Genomic DNA, 17,976 nt, shown 5'->3' with positions numbered 1-17,976 from the left:
TGTTGCCCCCGGAGAGGGGGTTGGCGGACCACACGAAGTGGGGGAGCCTGGGGGAGAGCTACTTTTCTCGAAGTTGCCAGGCCGCACACAAGGCCAGCGCGCACAGTGCCGCCAGCCACGCGAACACCTCGTCGAAAGCCGCCAGCCGCGCCGGGCTGGTGAGCGGATTCGCCAGGGAGTCGCCGTGGGCAGCGAGGCGCCATTCGAGCACGACGGCACACAGGCTCACGCCGGCCGCGCCGCCCAGCATGCGCAGGAAGTTGATCGTGCTCGCGCCTTGCGGGATCAGCGGCTTTTCCAGCGGCCGCATCGCGCCCAGGTTGAGCGAGGGAAGGATGAAGCCCAGCCCGATGCGGCCGATCACGGCGAAGGCGACCAGGAGCCAGATCGTGCTGTCCAGCCGCAGCACCAGCATCAGCGCGAACGAGAGGGCCAGCAGCGCCAGCCCGGTGCTCACCAGCAGCCAGGTCGGCTGCCGGTCCGCCAGCCGACCGACGATCGCGATGGCCACGGCCAGAACGATGCCGGCCGGCAGCAGGATGGTGCCCACGTTCGAGGCCGACATGTGCAGCCCCACCTGCATGTAGACCGGCAGCAGGTAGGTCGAGCCGAACAGCGCCGTGCCGTAGATGAAGGCGACCACGCTGCCCATGGCGAACTGGCGGTGGCGGAACAACGCCAGGTTCATCAGCGGCACGCCGCCCGCCGCCGCCATCCGGCGCTGCCAGGCCACGAAGGCGCCGAAGGCCAGGCCCGCACCGGCCAGCAGCGCGGCGGCCCGCAGGGGGGCATCGCCGCGCAGTTCCACCAGTCCGTTCAGCAGGCACAGCGTGCCGACGGTGCCCAGCGCCAGGCCGCCCCAGTCCAGCGCCGCGCCGCGCGTCGCGGTCGCGCCGCCCGGCGCGGTGGTCGGCACGAAACGGCAGGCCAGCCAGATCGAGGCCAGGCAGAAGGGCACCACCATGAAGAAGATCGAGCGCCACCCGAACAGGTCCACCAGCACGCCGCCGATGCTGGGCCCGATCGCCGGCGCCAGCACCACGCCCATGCCGAAGATGCCGCTGGCGCGGCCCTGCTCATGGGGCTGGAAGGCACGCAGGATGATGATGGCCGGGATCGGCTGCACCACCCCGGCCGCCAGCCCTTCCGCCACGCGCGCGGCCAGCACCAGCGAGAAGTCGTTCGCGAGCCCGCCCGTGACGCCCCCGGCCAGCAGCAGCACCATGGTGCCGACATAGGTGCTGCGGTAGCCGTAGCGCGCCAGCAGCCAGGGCGTGGCGAGCATCGAGACCGTCATCGCCACCATGAAGCCCGAGCTGACCCATTGAGCCCGTTCCTGTCCCAGCGTGAAGTGGTGGCTCATGTCCGGGATCGCCACGTTGACGATGGTGGAGGACATGATGGACGCCATCACCCCCACCATGACGGAGAAGAGCAGCAGCCATCGGTAGCGGCTTCCGTAGCGTTGGGCCAGGGTGGGGAGCGGGGAGGAGGGATCGGTCATCGGTGGCAGCCGGGTCGGCTGTCCTACAAGGATATCGGGGTTTGAGCGCCGGCCCGCGCGGGAGGGCACGCGCACAATGGCCCGCTGCTTCCGAGACCGCGAGAAGAACATCATGGAAACTGCACCCGTCGAAAATCGTGCGCCTGCCGGCGAGTCTGTTGCCGCGCCCTCGCTCGCCGCCGAGATGAAGGCGCCCACTGTCACGCGCGCGTACCAGTGTCAGTGCGGCCGCCCCGTGTTCCTGCGCAACAACCGCTGCCTGGCCTGCCAGACGCCGCTGGGCTACGTGGTCGAGCAGCTCGGCGTGGTGCCGCTGGCGCCGGCCACGCATGAAGGTGCCGAGCCCGACACCTACACCGTCTTCGGTGACGCCGGCGGGCGGGCCTATCGCTGCTGCGCGAACCTGATGACGCCGGCCGCCTGCAACTGGATGGTGCCCGCGCCGCGCGAAGGTGACGATGCCTCCTTCAACACCGACGGCCTGGTGCCCGGCATGTGCCTGGCCTGCAGCGTCACGCGCACCATTCCCGACCTGTCCATCGAGGGCAACGGTGAACTCTGGCTCAAGCTGGAACTGGCCAAGCGCCGCCTGATCTCGCAGTTGCTGGCGCTGAAGCTGCCGGTGGTGACGCGCCTGACCGATCCGGGGCACGGCCTGGCCTTCGACTTCCTCGGCAATGTGCCCGGCGGGCCGCACGTCATGACCGGCCACGACACCGGCGTGATCACACTCAACGCCGAGGAAGCAGAGGATGCGGTGCGCGAGCGCATCCGTGCCGAGATGCGGGAGCCCTACCGGACCTTGCTCGGTCACTTCCGCCACGAGATCGGCCACTACTACTGGGACTTGCTGGTGCACCCCACGCCATGGCTCGAGGGTTTTCGCGAGCTGTTCGGCGACGAGCGCGCAGACTACGCGGCCGCGCTGCAGAGCCATTACAACAACGGTCCCCCGCCGGACTGGGCCCTTCACCACGTGACCAGCTACGCCAGCGCGCACCCTTGGGAGGACTGGGCGGAAACCTGGGCCCACTACCTGCACATGGCGGACACGGCCGACACGGCCAAGAGCTTCGGCGTGGACGCGCAGAACGTCGAACTGACGAGCGACCTGTTCGAGCTGACGGACCTCTGGCAGCCGGAGCATCCCGAGGCCGCCGAGTTCCTCGATTTCCTCAATGGCTGGGTGCGCCTGACGAACGTGCTCAACGAGCTCTCGCGCAGCATGGGCCAGCCCGACTTCTATCCCTTCGTGCTGCCGCGCGAGGCGGTGCGCAAGCTCCAGTTCATTCACGAGGTGATCGCGCAGCAGCGCAAAGGCGGCGAGAGCCTGACAGCAGAGAGCCCTTCAGCAGAGAGCGTTCCGGCAGGGAGCCCTGCGGCAGAGAACCCGACAGATGTGGGCGCGGCGGAAGAGAAGCCGGGCGCAGGCTGATTTGAGCCCTTGCCCTCTGGGAGAGGGTTGGGGTGAGGGCACCGGGCGATTGATTCAAGCGCTTCGTCGAGGCAAGGGGCCCCGTGCCCTCACCCCGGCGCGCTCCCAGAGGGAGAGGGAGCAAGGCCGGAAGCGCAGCGTGCGCAGATGCATGCGAGGCCGCGCGCGTATGCCGGCACGCGGGCCAGGACGTCGGGCGGAATCGGTGTCTGCATGCACCAGCACGGCCCCTGCGCCTGCCCGCTCTCCCGTTCGAGTTCGATGGCGCAGCGGTTGGCTTCGCCGCACAGCGGGCAACGGGTGGCGTCAGGCCGTGGCCCCGCGGCGCTCACTTCGAGATCTCGAAAGGCGGAAGCTTTTTCGCCACCGGATGGTTCTGCAAGGTCACATAGACCGGCAGCCCGTCGCGATAAGCAGGGTAGTCTTCACCCTGGATCAGTGGCAACAGGTAGGCCCGCCCCTTGTCGCTGATGCCGTAGCCGTCGGCCGAGATGTGGTCGCGCGGCATGAACTTCTCGGCGTTCGCCACCTGGTCCAGCGGCGCGCTGCCGATGCGGTAGGCATAAGGCGAATCCGAGGTGCGCTCGATGGTCGGCATCACCGCGTTCCTGCCTTCCAGCGCAAGTTCCACCGCGCGCTGGCCGAGTTCGTAGGCCTGCCGTGCATCGGTCGCCGACGCGATGTGGCGCGCCGAGCGCTGCAGGTAGTCGGCCACTGCCCAGTGGAACTTGTAGCCCAGCGCCTCCTTCACCATCTGCGCCACCACCGGCGCCGCGCCGCCCAGCTGCGCGTGCCCGAAGGCATCCTTCGTGCCCTGTTCGGCCAGGAAGGTGCCGTCGGGATGGTGCGCGCCCTCGGACACCACCACCGTGCAATAGCCGTGGTGCTTGACCAGCGCATCCACGCGCGCGAGGAAGGCCGGCGGGTCGAAGGGAATCTCGGGGAAGAGGATCACCACCGGAATGCCATGGTCTGCCGCCAGCCCGCCGGCCGCGGCGATCCAGCCGGCGTGGCGGCCCATCACCTCCAGCACGAAGACCTTGGTCGACGTCGCCGCCATCGAGCGAACGTCGAGCGAGGCTTCGAGCGTCGAGACCGCGACGTACTTCGCCACCGAGCCGAAGCCCGGGCAGCAATCCGTCAGCGGCAGGTCGTTGTCGATGGTCTTGGGCACGTGAATGGCCTGCAGCGCATAGCCCATCGACTGCGAGAGCTGGCTCACCTTGAAGCAGGTGTCGGCGGAGTCGCCGCCGCCGTTGTAGAAGAAGTAGCCGATGCCGTGCGCCTGGAAGACCGCGATCAGCCGCTCGTATTCGCGGCGGTTCTTCTCCAGCGACTTGAGCTTGTAGCGGCAGGAGCCGAAGGCGCCCGCGGGCGTGGTGCGCAGTGCGGCGATGGCCTCGGCCGATTCGAGGCCGGTATCGATCAGGTCCTCGGCCAACGCGCCGAGGATGCCGTTGCGCCCGGCAAAGACGGTGCCGATGCGATCGGCGTGGCGGCGCGCCGTCTCGATGACGCCGGCGGCCGAGGCGTTGATCACCGAGGTGACGCCGCCGGACTGGGCATAGAAGGCATTCACTGACATTGCATCAACTCCTGAAATGCGCCCTCAGCGGTTGTGTAAAGCACAAGTGCTACCGACTTTGAGAACGGGTCATTCTGCGCGTTCCGGCCATTTTTTTTCGGATATTCTCCGGCCGCCAAAAGACAGGGAGAAATCAATGACAGAAGAACGCATCGCCGCTGCGTCGATCGGCGGCGCGACTGAGCGGGCAACGCCGGCCGCCGCACCCGTATCCGCAGCCCATCCATCATTGGCGGCCCTCTGCATGCTGGCACAAGTGCATCAGACGGCGGCTGATCCCGTGAGGCTGGCGCATCAACTGGGCCTGAACTCGGGCGACGTGGTCGATGCCACCGTCATCCTGCAGGCGGCCAGGCAGATCGGCCTGAAGGCCAAGCACTCACGCACCAGCCTCGATCGCCTGAGCTTGACCCCGCTGCCCGCACTTGCGCTGCTGCGCAGCGAAGACGGCGGCGAGGCGCGCTGTGTGGTCCTCGCGCGCTGCGACGCGCAGCGTGTGCTGCTGCATGACCCGTCCGCTGCGCCATCGTGCACCGTCATCGAGCCGCTCGACGTCTTCGCATCGCAGTGGACCGGCGAACTGATCCTCGTCACCAGTCCTTCGAGCCTCGCCGGCGAGCTGGCGAGGTTCGACTTCTCATGGTTCATCCCCAGCCTCGTCAAGTACCGGCGCCTCCTGGGTGAAGTGCTGGCCATCTCCTTCGCGCTCCAGCTCTTCGCGCTCGTGAGCCCGCTGTTCTTCCAGGTCGTGATGGACAAGGTGCTCGTGCACCGCGGCCTCACGACGCTCGATGTGCTCGTCTGCGGCTTGCTGGTCGTCGTCGTCTTCGAGAGCGTGCTCACCGGCCTCAGAAGCTACATCTTCGGCCACACCACCAGCCGGATCGACGTCGAACTCGGCGCACGATTGTTCCGCCACCTGCTGCATCTGCCCCTGGCCTACTTTCAGGCCCGGCGCGTCGGCGACTCGATTGCACGCGTGCGCGAACTCGAAAACATCCGCAGCTTTCTCACCGGCAACGCGCTCACCGTGCTGCTCGACGTGCTGTTCTCCCTCGTCTTCATTGCGGTGATGCTGTTCTACAGCGTGACGCTGACCCTCATCGTGCTGGTCGGCTTGCCGCTGTACTTCGGCTTGAGCCTCGCCGTCGTGCCCCTCCTGCGCCGGCGCCTGGACGAGAAGTTCGCCCGCGGCGCGGAGAACCAGGCGATGCTGGTAGAGACCGTGGGCGCCATCCAGACCGTGAAGGCCGGCGCGCTCGAACCCGCCTTCGGACGCCGCTGGGACCACCAGTCCGCCGCCTACGTCTGCGCCAGCTTCCGTGTCCAGAACCTCGCGATCTGGGCGCATGAAGGCGTCCACCTGATCAGCAAGCTCGTCGGCGCAGCCACCCTCTGGTGGGGCGCCCGCCTGGTCATGAACAACGAACTGACCGTGGGTCAGTTCGTCGCCTTCAACATGTTTGCCCAGCGCGTGGCGCAGCCCATCATGCGCATGGCACAGCTCTGGAGCGACTTCCAGCAGACCGGCACCTCCATGGCGCGGCTGGGCGACATCCTCCACACCCGCACCGAAGTGCCGTCCAGCACGGCCGCTCCGCTGCCTGCCCTCCAGGGCCGGGTGACTCTGGAACAACTGAGCTTCCGCTATCGCCGCGAGGCGCCGCTCGCGCTCCAGGGTGTCAGCCTCGAAGTGCGCCCCGGCGAGGTCGTGGGCATCGTCGGGCGCTCCGGCTCCGGCAAGAGCACGTTGACGAAGCTCATCCAGCGTCTCTATACGCCCGAGCAGGGGCGCCTGCTGATCGACGGCGTCGATATCGGGCTCATCGATGCAGCCCAACTCCGGCGGCAGGTCGGCGTGGTGCTGCAGGAGAACGTGCTGTTCAACCGGAGCGTGCGCGAGAACATCGCCATCGCCGATCCGGCTGCGCCGATCGACGCCGTCCTGCAGGTGGCACGATTGGCCGGCGCGCACGAATTCATCAGCGAACTGCCCGAGGGCTACGACACGGTGGTGGGCGAACAGGGGGCGAGCCTGTCGGGCGGGCAGCGGCAGCGCATCGCCATCGCCCGGGCCCTGTTCACGCAGCCGCGCATCCTGATCTTCGACGAGGCCACCAGCGCGCTCGACTACGAGAGCGAGGCCATCGTTCAGCGCAACATGGCGCAGATCTGCAAGGGGCGCACCGTCTTCATCATTGCCCACCGGCTCTCCGCGGTGCGCCAGGCGCATCGCATCGTCGTGATGGACCGGGGCTGCATCGTGGAAAGCGGCACGCACGAAGCGTTGCTCGGCACGCCCCAGGGCATCTACGCGCGGCTGTGGGCGATGCAGGCAGGAGGACATCCGACCGAGGGCGCAGAGGCATGAGACATCCCGCCTTCGAATTGCTTGCCCGCTACCGCGCCATCTTCGGGGCCGCCTGGGCGCATCGCCACGAACTCGCCGGCCCGCGGCGCCTGGCCGATGAAACGGCCTTCCTTCCTGCCGCACTGAGCCTGCAGGACACGCCTGTGCATCCGGCCCCGAGGCGCTTCGCCTTGGCGCTCATGGTGCTCTTCCTGATTGCGCTGGCCTGGTCCATCGCGGGCGAGATCGACATCGTTGCCGTGGCCCCGGGCCGCATCATCGTGAGTGAGCGCACCAAGCTCATCCAGCCGCTCGAAGCGAGCGTGGTCGAGCGCGTGCTGGTCAAGGACGGTGACCGCGTGCAGGCCGGCCAAGCCCTCGTCGAACTGGACCCGACCCGTGCGCATGCAGACAGGACCAGCGCCGACGAGCAGCTCAAGGCGGCACAGTCCGAAGTGCTGCGCGCCCGCGTGCTGCTGCAGGCACTCCAGGATTCGGCGCGGATACCTCACCTGGGCCGGAGCATTCCCGCGAACTGGAGCGAGCGCGACGCGAGCGCCGCAAATGCACAGCTCGTGGACGAATGGAACGACTTCAGCGCCAGGCTGGCCAAGTCCACCGCCGAGATCGAGCGCCGGCAGGCGGAGATCGCCACCGTGCGTGAGATGGTCGCCAAGCTGGAGGCCACGCTGCCCATCGCCAGCCAGCGAGAAGCCGACTTCAAGAAGCTCGCCGAACAGGGCTTCATGTCCGGCCATGCCAACCAGGACCGCATGCGCGAGCGCATCGAACTGGAGCGTGACCTTGCCACGCAGCGCGCCCGCCTGGTGGAGGCCCGGGCCACCCTGAGGGAAAGCGAGAACGCCCGCAGCGCCTACGTGGCCGAGACCCGGCACAACCTGAGCGCGCGCGAGGCCGCGGCCGAACTCAAGCGTCAGCAGGTCACGCAGGAGCTGGCCAAGGCCAGCCAGCGCGAGCGCCAGGCCACCCTCAGGGCGCCGGTGGCCGGCACCGTGCAGCAACTCGCCGTGCATACCGAAGGCGGCGTGGTCACCGAGGCGCAGCCCCTCATGGTGATCGTGCCCGAGGGTGCGAGCGTCACGGCCGAGGTGACGCTGGAAAACAAGGACATCGGGTTTGTCGAGGCCGGGCAGCAAGCCGAGATCAAGTTCGAGACCTTCCCGTTCACGCGCTATGGCACCGTGGATGCTGTCGTGCGCACCGTCACGGCCGATGCGGTCAGCGACGAGAAGCGCGGCGCGATCTTTCCGGTGACGCTGGTGCTGGCGCGCAGCCACATCGATGTCGACGGCAGGCCGGTGAAGCTGAGCCCGGGGATGAACGTGACCGCGGAGATCAAGACGGGCAGGCGGCGGATCATCGAGTACCTGCTGAGCCCCATCCAGCGCGCTGGGCAGGAAAGCCTGAGGGAGCGGTGATGCATGAGATGACGCGCAAGGACGCGGCCGCGCTCGACACCGTCGACGAGCCGTGCGGGACCGCCGCGCCCCCCCGCTCGGCAGCCTTGGCGCTGCTCAGCCCGAAGGACGTTGCGCTGATGCGCTGGCTCGCGGCGGGCCTCACGAACCTGCAGATCGCCTCGGCTTCGTACCGCAGCGAGAAGACCGTCGCCAACCAGCTGACCTGCCTGTACGCCAAGCTGGGCGCGCGCAACCGTGCGGAAGCGGTCGCGATCTATCTGCGCATGGGTGGGGATTGACGGCGAGGGTGCGCAGATCGGGAAGTTCTTCCCATTGATCTGCGGACGGTCGGTCGCTAGCGTTGCGGGTTGCGCTGGATGCGGTCGATGGTTCGCCGGCCGACGCTGTTCAAGAAAAAGCAAACACGACGAACCAGGGGAGTCTTCGATCGTTTCAGGACTGAATCCAATCGATATCGCCGTTCTGCAAGGCCATGTCGACCGTGGCGATGCTTTGGGCTACTGGCGTCAGCTCGATGCAGCAAGCGTGCGCGAGACAGGACGGCATAACTCGTGGGCTGTCTTGGTATTGCGGCTTCTCTGCCGCCAGGTTGAGGGCCGACCGCCTGAATCGGCATTGGCGGCGGATGTGCCGGCCGACCCCACCCCGGACGGTACGTCCCTGCTGGAGTTGGAAATGATCAGGAATGATCTGCTGCTCAAGCGTGAGGAATTCAAATTGTGGCGGTGTGCCGCGGAAGCGTCGATGAGCGGCATCGTCAGCCTGATGCAGAGTGGCCGGTTCTTCTTCATGCCCGACGGCGAGCCGATCGACTTGGAGGACGTCGACTGGGATCGTTTGACCGAAGAGGGAGTCTGGAGGTCACGCCCATGACAGGGCTTCTTGGACGTTCCCGACGCCTTCTGGGGCCCTTCGCGCTCGCTGTCACTGCGGCCTGGCTGTGTGGGTGCGGCAAGGCCGACGAGGACAAGCGGCCGGGTAGCGCGGAGCAGTTCAGTCTCAAGGACTATCTCTGCACGATCACTCCGGCCGAATGCCACAGGAAGGCGCTGCAGAGCTTGTATCTTGCTCCGCCTGATGCGATCTATGAGACCACGTTGGGGGGGAAGGCGTTTCATATCCCGATGGGATACATCGGTGAGATCCAGGTGATGTCCAGTGGTGAGCTTCGAGATCAGGAGCTCTTTCTGAACGCCCTCGGGCCGGAGATGCAGCCGCGATCGACTGAGAACATCCGTGAGTTCATTCGGAACGGTCAACGACCCGCATTGGTCCGATTCAATGTGATGTCGGTCAAGTCTGTTGGGTCACTGCCATGGTGGGAGGGCACCGTCGATGAGGCCGTCAAGGACCACATCGAGCGGTTGACCGCGCGCAAGAGATATCCCGACAAGTACGGCTTGCAGCACTGGGGAGTTGACTACGCGCGCGCGCGCTTTGCGAAGCCATGTGAGTTCGAGGGCGAGATGCAGCAGTGCGGGATGGAGCGTCAAGACGACCTATATGTTCCGATCGATGTGCACGGTGGTGCACGCTACATGAAGTGCGCTTCCTGGCTATACCTCAAGACGAACAGCGTCGACAAAGAGCTGGCCATGTCCCTGGAAGAGCGGGAGGTCTACTACCAGTCCGACGAATACAAGAAGAGGGGTGGATGGCATATGAACATCAATCCGCACTGCAATCACTACTTCTACCACGAGCATCTCAATGCCAGGGTTCGCTTGTCCTACCACCTCAGCCTGTTGCCGCACTGGCAGCAGATGGAAGAACGCACGCGGGCCCTGTTGGACGCTGCTCTTAGCGCGGCATCCGCTGCGCAAATGGTTAAGCCTCCGCGCTGAGCCATAGTCATTCATTCACCCACTCAACAGATCAGGGAGAGATCTTTCAATCATGTCAGGACTGAATCAAGCAGATATCGCCATTCTTCAAAGCTACATCGATCGTGAGCAACGACTGGCCTACCGGAACTACCTCGACGCAGTAACTTTGCGGGAAACTGGGCATCACAACGCCTACGCCGTGTTGGCGGCGCAAGTCGTTCAGAACAACACCTTCGACGGAACTATTGCCAATCGGTATGCCGCAGCGGTGGCGGCAGAAAAGGGAATCACGATGACCCCCGCGGACTGGAACACCTTGGGGGTGGAGTTGGTCAGAGCGGATTTGGACGCCAGGCGCGAGTACCTCGATGGAAAGAATGGCCTACCCCCAGATCCCGCAAAAGCACTGCAAATTCCAGTTGACAAGATCTATCAGACGCACCTGAGCGCATCATCCAACACCAGGGACGCCGATGGCAATTTCAACGCCGCCCTCGGCATCGACTACTGGACCGCCTGGGAGCCCCTTCGCGCCGACCTGCAAGCCGGCAACATCGCCGCGGCGCAGGCGACGTGGGATGACATGACCAAAGGCAGCTTCGCGGGCCACGCGAGCAGCGCGCTGACTGGTGTTGGCAGCAGTCTCGCCTGGGGCCTTCGCGTCACAAACATCTATCTCGAATACAGCCGCATCGGCTCTGACACGGTCACCGATCCCAACTTCGTCCGAGGCTACTTCTACGATGGCGCCACGGACAAATGGGTCAGGCCCCTCGGCGATGCCAGTTATGTCGGAGGTGCGAACTGGGCCGAAGCCCCTGCGTCCGTTGCGCAGCAACTCGACGCCGAGCGCCTGTTCCGCATCCAGCTCGGCGGCAACGGCATCCTCGACGCCAACGATGCCCGCGCCAAGCAGGCTTCCAGCGTGGGCGCCATCTTGAGCCAGCCCGCGATCCTGAGCGGCGCATTGCCCTTCGCCTACAGCAACGACCACACCGCCATCCTCGGCTCCGGCGGCACCCTCTCCAGCATCCGCGCCGACCAGAACGCCCGAGGCAACACCATCACCGACGACGACCTTCGCGCCTTTAACGGCTTCACGATGGCGCAGGACACGCGACTGCAGGTCGGCCAACTACAGCCTCTTCCCGGCCGATCCCTTGGTGCTGGACCTCGACGGCGATGGCGTCCAACTCACCAGCTACGGCAGCGCCCCCGTCCTCTTCGACGCCGACAACGACGGCGGCAGCCTGGAGCAGACTGGCTGGGTGTCGGCCCAGGACGGCATCGTGGTGCACGACCTGAACGGCAACGGCCGCATCGACAACGTCGCCGAGACCCTCTCCGAGTACTACAAGGGCATGGCCGGCAGCAACGGCGTCGCAGGCACCAGGCCCCATGCGGACAACGTCTTCAACAGCGCCGACGCGGCCTGGAGCAGCCTGCGCGTGTGGGTCGATGCCAACCACGACGGCAAGACCGACGCAGGCGAACTCAAGACCTTCGCGGACCTGAGCATCACCGGCATCAGCCTGGCAACCACCGCACAGAGCGGCGAAGTGCGCGACGGCAACGAGGTGCTGGCGCGCGGCAGCTTCGTGCAGGCGGGCATCACCAAGGAAGCCATCGCCGCCAACTTCCTCGCCAACCCGGCAGGCGCGAGCCTTGCGCAGACGGGCTCGGGCCTTACCGTGTCCACCGAAGGCACGGCAGGCCTCACGTCCTTCGTCTCGCAGAACACGGTCGCGACCGTCCACGAAACGCTCAGCGCCGCGGCCCTGTCGGTGCGCCACGTCACCGGCGGCGCCGGCCACGACACGATCATCGGCGATGCGCAGGCCAACTGGCTGGCCGGCAGCACGGGCGCCGACCGCCTCTCGGGCGGTGCCGGCGACGACGTGCTGCTGGTCGATGCCGCCGACACCTTCATCGACGGCGGCGAGGGCCTGGACGTGGTGCAAGTCGTCGGCAGCGCAGGCGTCATGCTGGACATGGCCGAAAGCCAAGTCGAGATCGCCGTCGGCGGCGACGGGGCCGACACCTTCGTGGGCGGCGGACGCTCCAGCGTCTTCGTGCGCGGCGGCGCAGGCGACGACCTGATCATCGGCGGCGCGGCCAACGATGCCCTGAGCGGCGAGGACGGCAACGACGTGATCGACGGCGGCGCCGGCAACGACCTGATCCGCGGCCACCGCGGCAAGGACCGACTGATCGGTGGCCTGGGAGACGACGTGCTCGACGGCGGCCTCGAAGACGACACGCTCCAAGGCGGCAGCGGCAAGGACGTGCTCACCGGCGGGCGCGGCGACGACAGCCTCGACGGCGGCGACGGCATCGACGTTGCCGAATACGCCGGCTCCTACGCCGACTACCGCATCACCCGGATCGCCGATGCCGACGGCAGCGCCCGGTTCCGCGTCGTCGACACCCGCAGCGGCGCCGACGGTGCCGACACGCTCACGAACGTCGAGAAGCTCAACGGGGCGGATTGGGCCACGAATGCCGGCAGCCACTGGAACGGTGGCGGCATGCATGTCAGCCACGACTATGGCTTCGGGAAGGTGGATGCCCGCGCGGCCGCGCGCCTTGCCGAAAGCTGGACGGAGCAGAACACCGCCGGCAACGAGTACGTTGCCAGAGCCTCGAGTGGGGTCCTCAACGTCTCCATTCCCGATGGCTCAGGGATGGTGACGCGCACGTTCGCAATGGCCGCCGGGGTGGAAGTGGAGAGCGCGCAGGTCACGCTGGAACTGGACCACCAGCGATGGGGCGACCTCATCGTCAAACTCGTCTCGCCGGGCGGCACCGAGAGCGTGCTGGTCAACCGCCCTGGCAAGGCACCTGGCAGCGGCGCGAGCGACCTCGGCGATGCATCGTCGGGGACCTTGAGCTTCAGCTTCAACAGCACCCGCTTGCGGGGCGAGCAAAGCGCTGGCAACTGGACGCTGCAGGTGATCGACGCGGTGACAGGCCATACGGGGACACTGAAGAACGTGCGGCTGGACCTGTACGGCAGCGCCACCGATTCGAACGATGTCTACGTCTATACCAACGAGTTCGCGGCCTTCGCCGGCAGCACGCGCGGCACCCTGGCGGACAGCAACGGCGGAAGAGACACGCTGAATGCCAGCGCAGTGACCGGCAACAGCATCCTCAACCTGAACAGCGGCAGCACGAGCACGCTCGCAGGCAAGGCGCTCACCTTGAGCGGCGAGTTCGAGAACGCCTTCGGCGGCGATGGCAGCGATACCCTGACAGGCAACGCACTGAATAACGTGCTGCTCGGCGGACGCGGCGCGGACACCCTGCTGGGCGGCGAAGGCAACGACACGCTGGATGGCGGCAGGGGCAACGATGTGCTGACGGGCGGTGCGGGCAGCGATCTGTTCGTGATCGCCAAGGATGCTGGCGCGCAGGACACGATCGTCGACCTGGGGGCGGGCACGGCCGGGTCTGCGGCGGAGACCATCGCCCTGATCGGTTTCGGCGGCTTGGACTTTGCCGGCCTCGCCCGCACACAGGTGGGAACCGACACGCGGCTGGACCTCGGCGAAGGCCAGGCCGTGCTGTTGCGCAACCAGCAGGCGAGCCTGCTGTCTGCCGCGCAATGCCGGTTCTTCGATTCGCAGGGGGCCTTGCAGTCCTGGCAACTCGCAGGTCAAGGCGGTGTCGCCGGTGCGGCCACGGAAGGCGATGACTTGCTGCAAGGCACGACAGGGGACGATGTGATCGCCGGCCTCGGCGGCAACGACACCCTGTCGGGGAACGACGGAAACGACAAGCTGCTGGGCGGCTCGGGCCAGGATGCGCTGAATGGTGGCGCGGGCGACGATGTGCTCGTGCTGGAGCTGGCTGGCGAAGGCTCGGATATCGTGCGTGCCAGCGTCACCCACACGCTGGCTGCCAATGTCGAGAATCTTCTCCTCAATTCGGCCGGGGCCATCGACGGCACCGGCAATGCACTGAGCAACGTCCTCTACGCCGGCGCCGGCGACAACGTGCTCGATGGCCTGGGTGGCAACGACTGGGTTTCCTACGTGTATGCCGGCTCGGCGGTAACGGTCAGCCTGGCTTCCGCCGGCGCACAAGCCACCGGCGGCTCAGGCACGGACACGCTGCGCAACATCGAGTACCTCTTCGGCAGCAACTGCAACGACACCCTGACGGGCAACAGCGCGGCCAATGTGCTCAGCGGCGGGCTCGGCAACGACGTCTTGATCGGTGGCGAGGGTGCGGACCTGCTGGCCGGAGGCGCCGGCAACGACATCTATCGCTTCGGGCGCGGCTCGGGACAGGACACGGTGATCGAAGACGACACGACCAGCGGCAACACCGATGTCCTGCAGTTCGCCCCGGAGATCTCGATGGATCAGCTCTGGTTCCGCCAAACCGGCAACCATCTGGAGATCAGCATCATCGGGACCACCGACCGGGTCACCGTCAACAACTGGTACTCGAACAGTGGCTCCCGCATCGAACAGGTCCAACTCAGCGACGGCAGGATCCTGGTAGAGCGGGGGGTCCAGCAGCTCGTGGAAGCCATGGCCGTCTTCGATGTCCCGCCCCCGGGCCAGAGCACGCTGCCTCCCAGCTACCGGGACAGCCTGGCGCCGCTGCTGGCTGCGAACTGGACGTGACGCAGGCTCAGTCCCGGCTCACCGCCCCGGCAAGCCCATCGCCCGCGTGATCACCTCCTTCATGATCTCGTTCGTACCGCCATAGATGCGCTGCACCCGCGCATCGGCGTAGGCTCGCGTCACCGGGTACTCCCACATGAAGCCGTAGCCGCCGTGCAACTGCACGCACTCGTCCATCACCTTGCACTGCAGGTCGGTGGTCCAGTACTTGGCCATGCTGGCGGTGGCGGTGTCCAGCTTGTCCTGCTGCAGGAGCTCGATGCACTTGTCGACGAAGACCTGCGCGATCTGCACCTCGGTCTGCAGCTCGGCCAGGGTGTAGCGCGTGTTCTGAAAGGCGCCCACGGCCTGGCCGAAGACCTTGCGGTCCTTGACGTAGGCGATCGTGTGGTCGATGGCCGCCTGCGAGGCGGCCACCGCGCTGATGGCGATCTGCAGCCGCTCCCAGGGCAACTGCTCCATGAGGCAGACGAAGCCCCGGTTCTGCTCGCCCAGCAGCGCGTCGGGCGGCAGGTGCACGTCGTTGAAGAAAAGCTCCGAGGTGTCCTGCGCCTTCAGCCCCAGCTTCTTCAGCCGCTGGCCTTTTTCGAAGCCGGGCATGCCGCGCTCCACCAGGAACAGGCTGGTGCCCTTGGCACCGCCCTCGGGGTCGGTCTTGGCCACCACGATCACCAGGTCCGCGTGCCAGCCGTTGGTGATGAAGGTCTTGCTGCCGGACAGGTGCCAGCCGCCGCCCGGCTGCGGCAGCGCCGCGGTGCGCACCGCCTGCAGGTCGCTGCCGGCACCGGGCTCGCTCATCGCGATGGCGCCCACCATGTCGCCGCTCGCGAGCCTGGGAAGGTACTTGCGCTTCTGGGCATCGGTGCCGTAGCGCAGGATGTAGGGCGCCACGATCTCGCTGTGCAGGCCGAAGCCCACGCCGGTGAAGCCGCGGGCCCACAGCTCTTCGAACTGGATCACGGAATAGAGCAGGTCGGCGCCGGCTCCGCCGTATTCCTCGGGCAGCGACATGCACAGGAAGCCGTTCTCGCCGGCCTTGTTCCACAGCGCGCGGTCGACGTAGCCCTGCGCTTCCCAATTCTCGTGGAAGGGCGCGATCTCCTTGTCCATGAAGCGGCGGAAGCTGTCGCGGAAGGCCTCGTGGTCGGGGCCGAAGAGGGTGCGGTCGATCATGCCGGTCTTTCGGGGAAGTTCGGTGCGCGCTTTTGGAGGAAGGCGGCCACGCCCTCGGCGAATTCGGGCCGGTCGATCAACTCGCGCTGGCGCTCGCTCTCGTAGTGCAACTGCTCCGGCAGCGTGTGGCGCGCCGAGGCTTCGAAGGCGCGGCGCGCTTCGACCACCGCATGCGCAGGCAGCCGGGCCAGCCGCTGCGCGATCTGCCGGGCTTCGGGCAGCAGCATGTCGTCCGCCATGCAGGCCCAGATCAGCCCCCATTGAGCCGCGCGCTCGGCGGAAATGCGCTCGTCGAGCAGGCTCATGCCCATGGCGCGCGCCGGGCCGACCAGGCGCGGGATGATCCAGGTGCAGCCCAGGTCCGGCACGATGCCCAGCCGGGGCAGGAAGGACAGGTAGAAGTAGGCGCTCTTCGCGGCGACCGTCACGTCGCCCGCCAGCGCGAGCCCCACGCCGGCACCGGCGGCGGGGCCATTGATGGCGCACACCACCGGCACCGGCAGCGTGCGCATTTCCTCGATCAGCGGATTGCTGGTCGACTGCATCCACTGCGCGGTCTGGTCGCCCAGCGTTTGTCCCTCGGCAGGCGGGCGCATCGCGCTCAGGTCCGCGCCCACGCAGAAGGCACGGCCGGCGCCGGTCAGCACCAGGGCGCGCACGGCGCGGTCCTCGCGCACGCGGGCGAAGCATTCGCGCAGGGCCAGTTGCAGGTCGAGCGCGATCGGGTTGAGCTTGGCCGGCAGGTTGAGCGTCAGCGTCGCCACGCCTTCCTCCAGTTCCCACACCACGGCGGACATCAGAGGCGCTCCACGATGGTCACGTTGGCCATGCCGCCACCTTCGCACATGGTCTGCAGGCCGTAGCGCTTGCCGCGCTGGTGCAGCGCGTGGATCAGCGTGGTCATCAGCCTGGTGCCCGAGGCACCCAGCGGATGGCCCAGCGCGATCGCGCCGCCGTTCACGTTCAGCCGCGCCGGGTCGGCGCCCAGGCGCTGCAGCCAGGCCAGCGGCACCGGCGCGAAGGCCTCGTTGACCTCGTAGAGGTCGATGTCCCCGATGGCCATGCCGGCCTTGCGCAAGGCCCGCTCGGTGGCGGGGATCGGCGCCTCCAGCATCACCACCGGGTCGTGCCCCATCACGCTCATGTGGTGGATGCGAGCCAGCGGCTTCGCACCCAGCGCCTTCAGCCCGCGCTCGTTGACCACCAGCACGCCACTGGCGCCGTCGCAGATCTGGCTGGCGGTGGCGGCGGTGCAGCGGCCGCCTTCGGCGATCAGCTTCACGCCCTGGATGCCTTCGAGCGTGACGTCGAAGCGGATGCCCTCGTCCACGCCGTGCATCCCGCCCGCGCCGCTGCCGTCGGCCAGGCGCACCTCGACCGGCAGGACCTCGGCCGCAAAGGCGCCCTCGCGGGTGGCGGCGATCGCGCGCCGGTGGGTCTCGAAGGCGTATCGGTCCAGCGCCTCCTTCTCGATGCCGTGGTTCTTGGCGATCATCTCCGCGCCGGTGAACTGGCTGAATTCCACGCCCGGATAGCGGCGCTGCATCGCCGGGCTCATGTAGGTGCCCAGGCCGGCCTTGGCCGGCAGCGCGTTGGGCGTGAACATGGGCACGCGCGTCATGCTCTCGACGCCGCCGGCGATCACCGTGTCCATGCTGCCCGACATGACGGCCTGGGCCGCGAAATGCAGCGCCTGCTGAGAGGAGCCGCACTGGCGGTCGACCGAGGTGCCCGGCACCGATTCGGGCAGCGTGGAGGCCAGCACCGCGTTGCGCGCGATATTGCTGGCCTGCTCGCCGACCTGGCTCACGCAGCCGAGGATCACGTCCTCCACCGCGGCCGGGTCGATGCCGCTTCTCGCGACCAGCGCGTCGATGACTTGCGCCGCCAGGTCCGCCGGGTGCCAGCCCGAAAGCCGCCCGCCGCGGCGGCCACCGGCCGTGCGCGTCGCGGCCACGATGTATGCCTCTGCCATGTGTCGTCCTTGTCTGCTGGGGAAGATCGTGGCCGATGGCGTCGCGACG

Annotated in this window: 14 protein-coding genes; 7 read left to right on the top strand and 7 right to left on the bottom strand. The window is 67.2% G+C overall.

All coding sequences use genetic code 11. From position 1 onward, the window contains the following. Positions 1-58: 58 nt before the first annotated feature. A complete protein-coding gene (locus ABEA07_RS27195; protein WP_345541830.1) occupies positions 59-1,504 on the bottom strand; it encodes an MFS transporter in 1,446 nt (481 codons plus the stop codon). A 112-nt stretch (positions 1,505-1,616) separates the two neighbouring features. Between ABEA07_RS27195 and ABEA07_RS27190 the strand changes: the two genes are divergently transcribed. Further along, complete coding sequence (locus tag ABEA07_RS27190; RefSeq protein ID WP_345541828.1) at positions 1,617-2,939, top strand: zinc-binding metallopeptidase family protein; 1,323 nt, start codon at positions 1,617-1,619, stop codon at positions 2,937-2,939. An 89-nt stretch (positions 2,940-3,028) separates the two neighbouring features. On the opposite strand, the gene ABEA07_RS27185 is transcribed toward ABEA07_RS27190, so the two are convergent. Next, positions 3,029-3,271, bottom strand: a complete 243-nt coding sequence (locus tag ABEA07_RS27185; protein ID WP_345541827.1) for a cysteine-rich CWC family protein — start codon at positions 3,269-3,271, stop codon at positions 3,029-3,031. Then, positions 3,268-4,524 carry a 6-phosphofructokinase gene (locus ABEA07_RS27180; protein ID WP_345541826.1) on the bottom strand — a complete coding sequence of 419 codons (1,257 nt, stop codon included), beginning with the start codon at positions 4,522-4,524 and terminating at the stop codon, positions 3,268-3,270. Before ABEA07_RS27180 ends, ABEA07_RS27185 begins: the two co-directional genes overlap by 4 nt. A 136-nt stretch (positions 4,525-4,660) precedes the next feature. On the opposite strand from ABEA07_RS27180, the gene ABEA07_RS27175 reads away from it, so the two are divergent. Genes ABEA07_RS27175 through ABEA07_RS27155 form a run of 5 tightly spaced genes read left to right on the top strand, consistent with a single transcriptional unit; the run spans position 4,661 to position 10,160 of the window. Further along, complete coding sequence (locus ABEA07_RS27175) at positions 4,661-6,895, top strand: type I secretion system permease/ATPase (RefSeq protein ID WP_345541825.1); 2,235 nt, start codon at positions 4,661-4,663, stop codon at positions 6,893-6,895. Continuing rightward, positions 6,892-8,313, top strand: coding sequence for an HlyD family type I secretion periplasmic adaptor subunit (locus ABEA07_RS27170; protein ID WP_345541824.1), 1,422 nt, complete (start codon positions 6,892-6,894; stop codon positions 8,311-8,313). The genes ABEA07_RS27175 and ABEA07_RS27170 overlap by 4 nt, the downstream gene beginning before the upstream one ends. Next, on the top strand, positions 8,313-8,594 hold the full coding sequence (locus ABEA07_RS27165) for a response regulator transcription factor (RefSeq protein WP_345541823.1): 282 nt from the start codon (positions 8,313-8,315) through the stop codon (positions 8,592-8,594). Before ABEA07_RS27170 ends, ABEA07_RS27165 begins: the two co-directional genes overlap by 1 nt. Continuing rightward, a complete protein-coding gene (locus tag ABEA07_RS27160; protein ID WP_345541822.1) occupies positions 8,584-9,189 on the top strand; it encodes a hypothetical protein in 606 nt (201 codons plus the stop codon). Before ABEA07_RS27165 ends, ABEA07_RS27160 begins: the two co-directional genes overlap by 11 nt. Next, on the top strand, positions 9,186-10,160 hold the full coding sequence (locus ABEA07_RS27155; protein WP_345541820.1) for a hypothetical protein: 975 nt from the start codon (positions 9,186-9,188) through the stop codon (positions 10,158-10,160). Before ABEA07_RS27160 ends, ABEA07_RS27155 begins: the two co-directional genes overlap by 4 nt. Before the next feature lie 433 nt (positions 10,161-10,593). On the opposite strand, the gene ABEA07_RS27150 is transcribed toward ABEA07_RS27155, so the two are convergent. Next, positions 10,594-11,277: a hypothetical protein gene (locus ABEA07_RS27150; protein ID WP_345541819.1), complete on the bottom strand. Its 684-nt coding sequence runs from the start codon at positions 11,275-11,277 to the stop codon at positions 10,594-10,596. A 28-nt stretch (positions 11,278-11,305) separates the two neighbouring features. Here ABEA07_RS27150 and ABEA07_RS27145 point away from each other — a divergent pair, with 28 nt between their 5' ends. Further along, complete coding sequence (locus tag ABEA07_RS27145) at positions 11,306-14,779, top strand: proprotein convertase P-domain-containing protein (protein WP_345541818.1); 3,474 nt, start codon at positions 11,306-11,308, stop codon at positions 14,777-14,779. Positions 14,780-14,797: 18 nt separating this feature from the next. Here the strand turns inward: ABEA07_RS27145 and ABEA07_RS27140 are convergent, their stop codons facing one another. From ABEA07_RS27140 to ABEA07_RS27130, 3 genes are read right to left on the bottom strand one after another with little or no spacing between them, the layout of a single operon-like run. Continuing rightward, positions 14,798-15,952 carry an acyl-CoA dehydrogenase family protein gene (locus ABEA07_RS27140; RefSeq protein ID WP_345541816.1) on the bottom strand — a complete coding sequence of 385 codons (1,155 nt, stop codon included), beginning with the start codon at positions 15,950-15,952 and terminating at the stop codon, positions 14,798-14,800. Beyond that, a complete protein-coding gene (locus ABEA07_RS27135; RefSeq protein WP_345541815.1) occupies positions 15,949-16,749 on the bottom strand; it encodes an enoyl-CoA hydratase-related protein in 801 nt (266 codons plus the stop codon). The genes ABEA07_RS27140 and ABEA07_RS27135 overlap by 4 nt, the downstream gene beginning before the upstream one ends. Beyond that, positions 16,749-17,927 carry an acetyl-CoA C-acetyltransferase gene (locus tag ABEA07_RS27130; protein WP_345541814.1) on the bottom strand — a complete coding sequence of 393 codons (1,179 nt, stop codon included), beginning with the start codon at positions 17,925-17,927 and terminating at the stop codon, positions 16,749-16,751. Before ABEA07_RS27130 ends, ABEA07_RS27135 begins: the two co-directional genes overlap by 1 nt. Positions 17,928-17,976 lie beyond the last annotated feature (49 nt).

It is taken from the genome of Variovorax defluvii, assembly GCF_039541515.1.
Taxonomy (GTDB): Bacteria; Pseudomonadota; Gammaproteobacteria; order Burkholderiales; family Burkholderiaceae_C; genus Variovorax; species Variovorax defluvii.
Note: the sequence above shows the minus strand (reverse complement) of the source record. Positions and strands in the feature narration are given on the sequence as shown.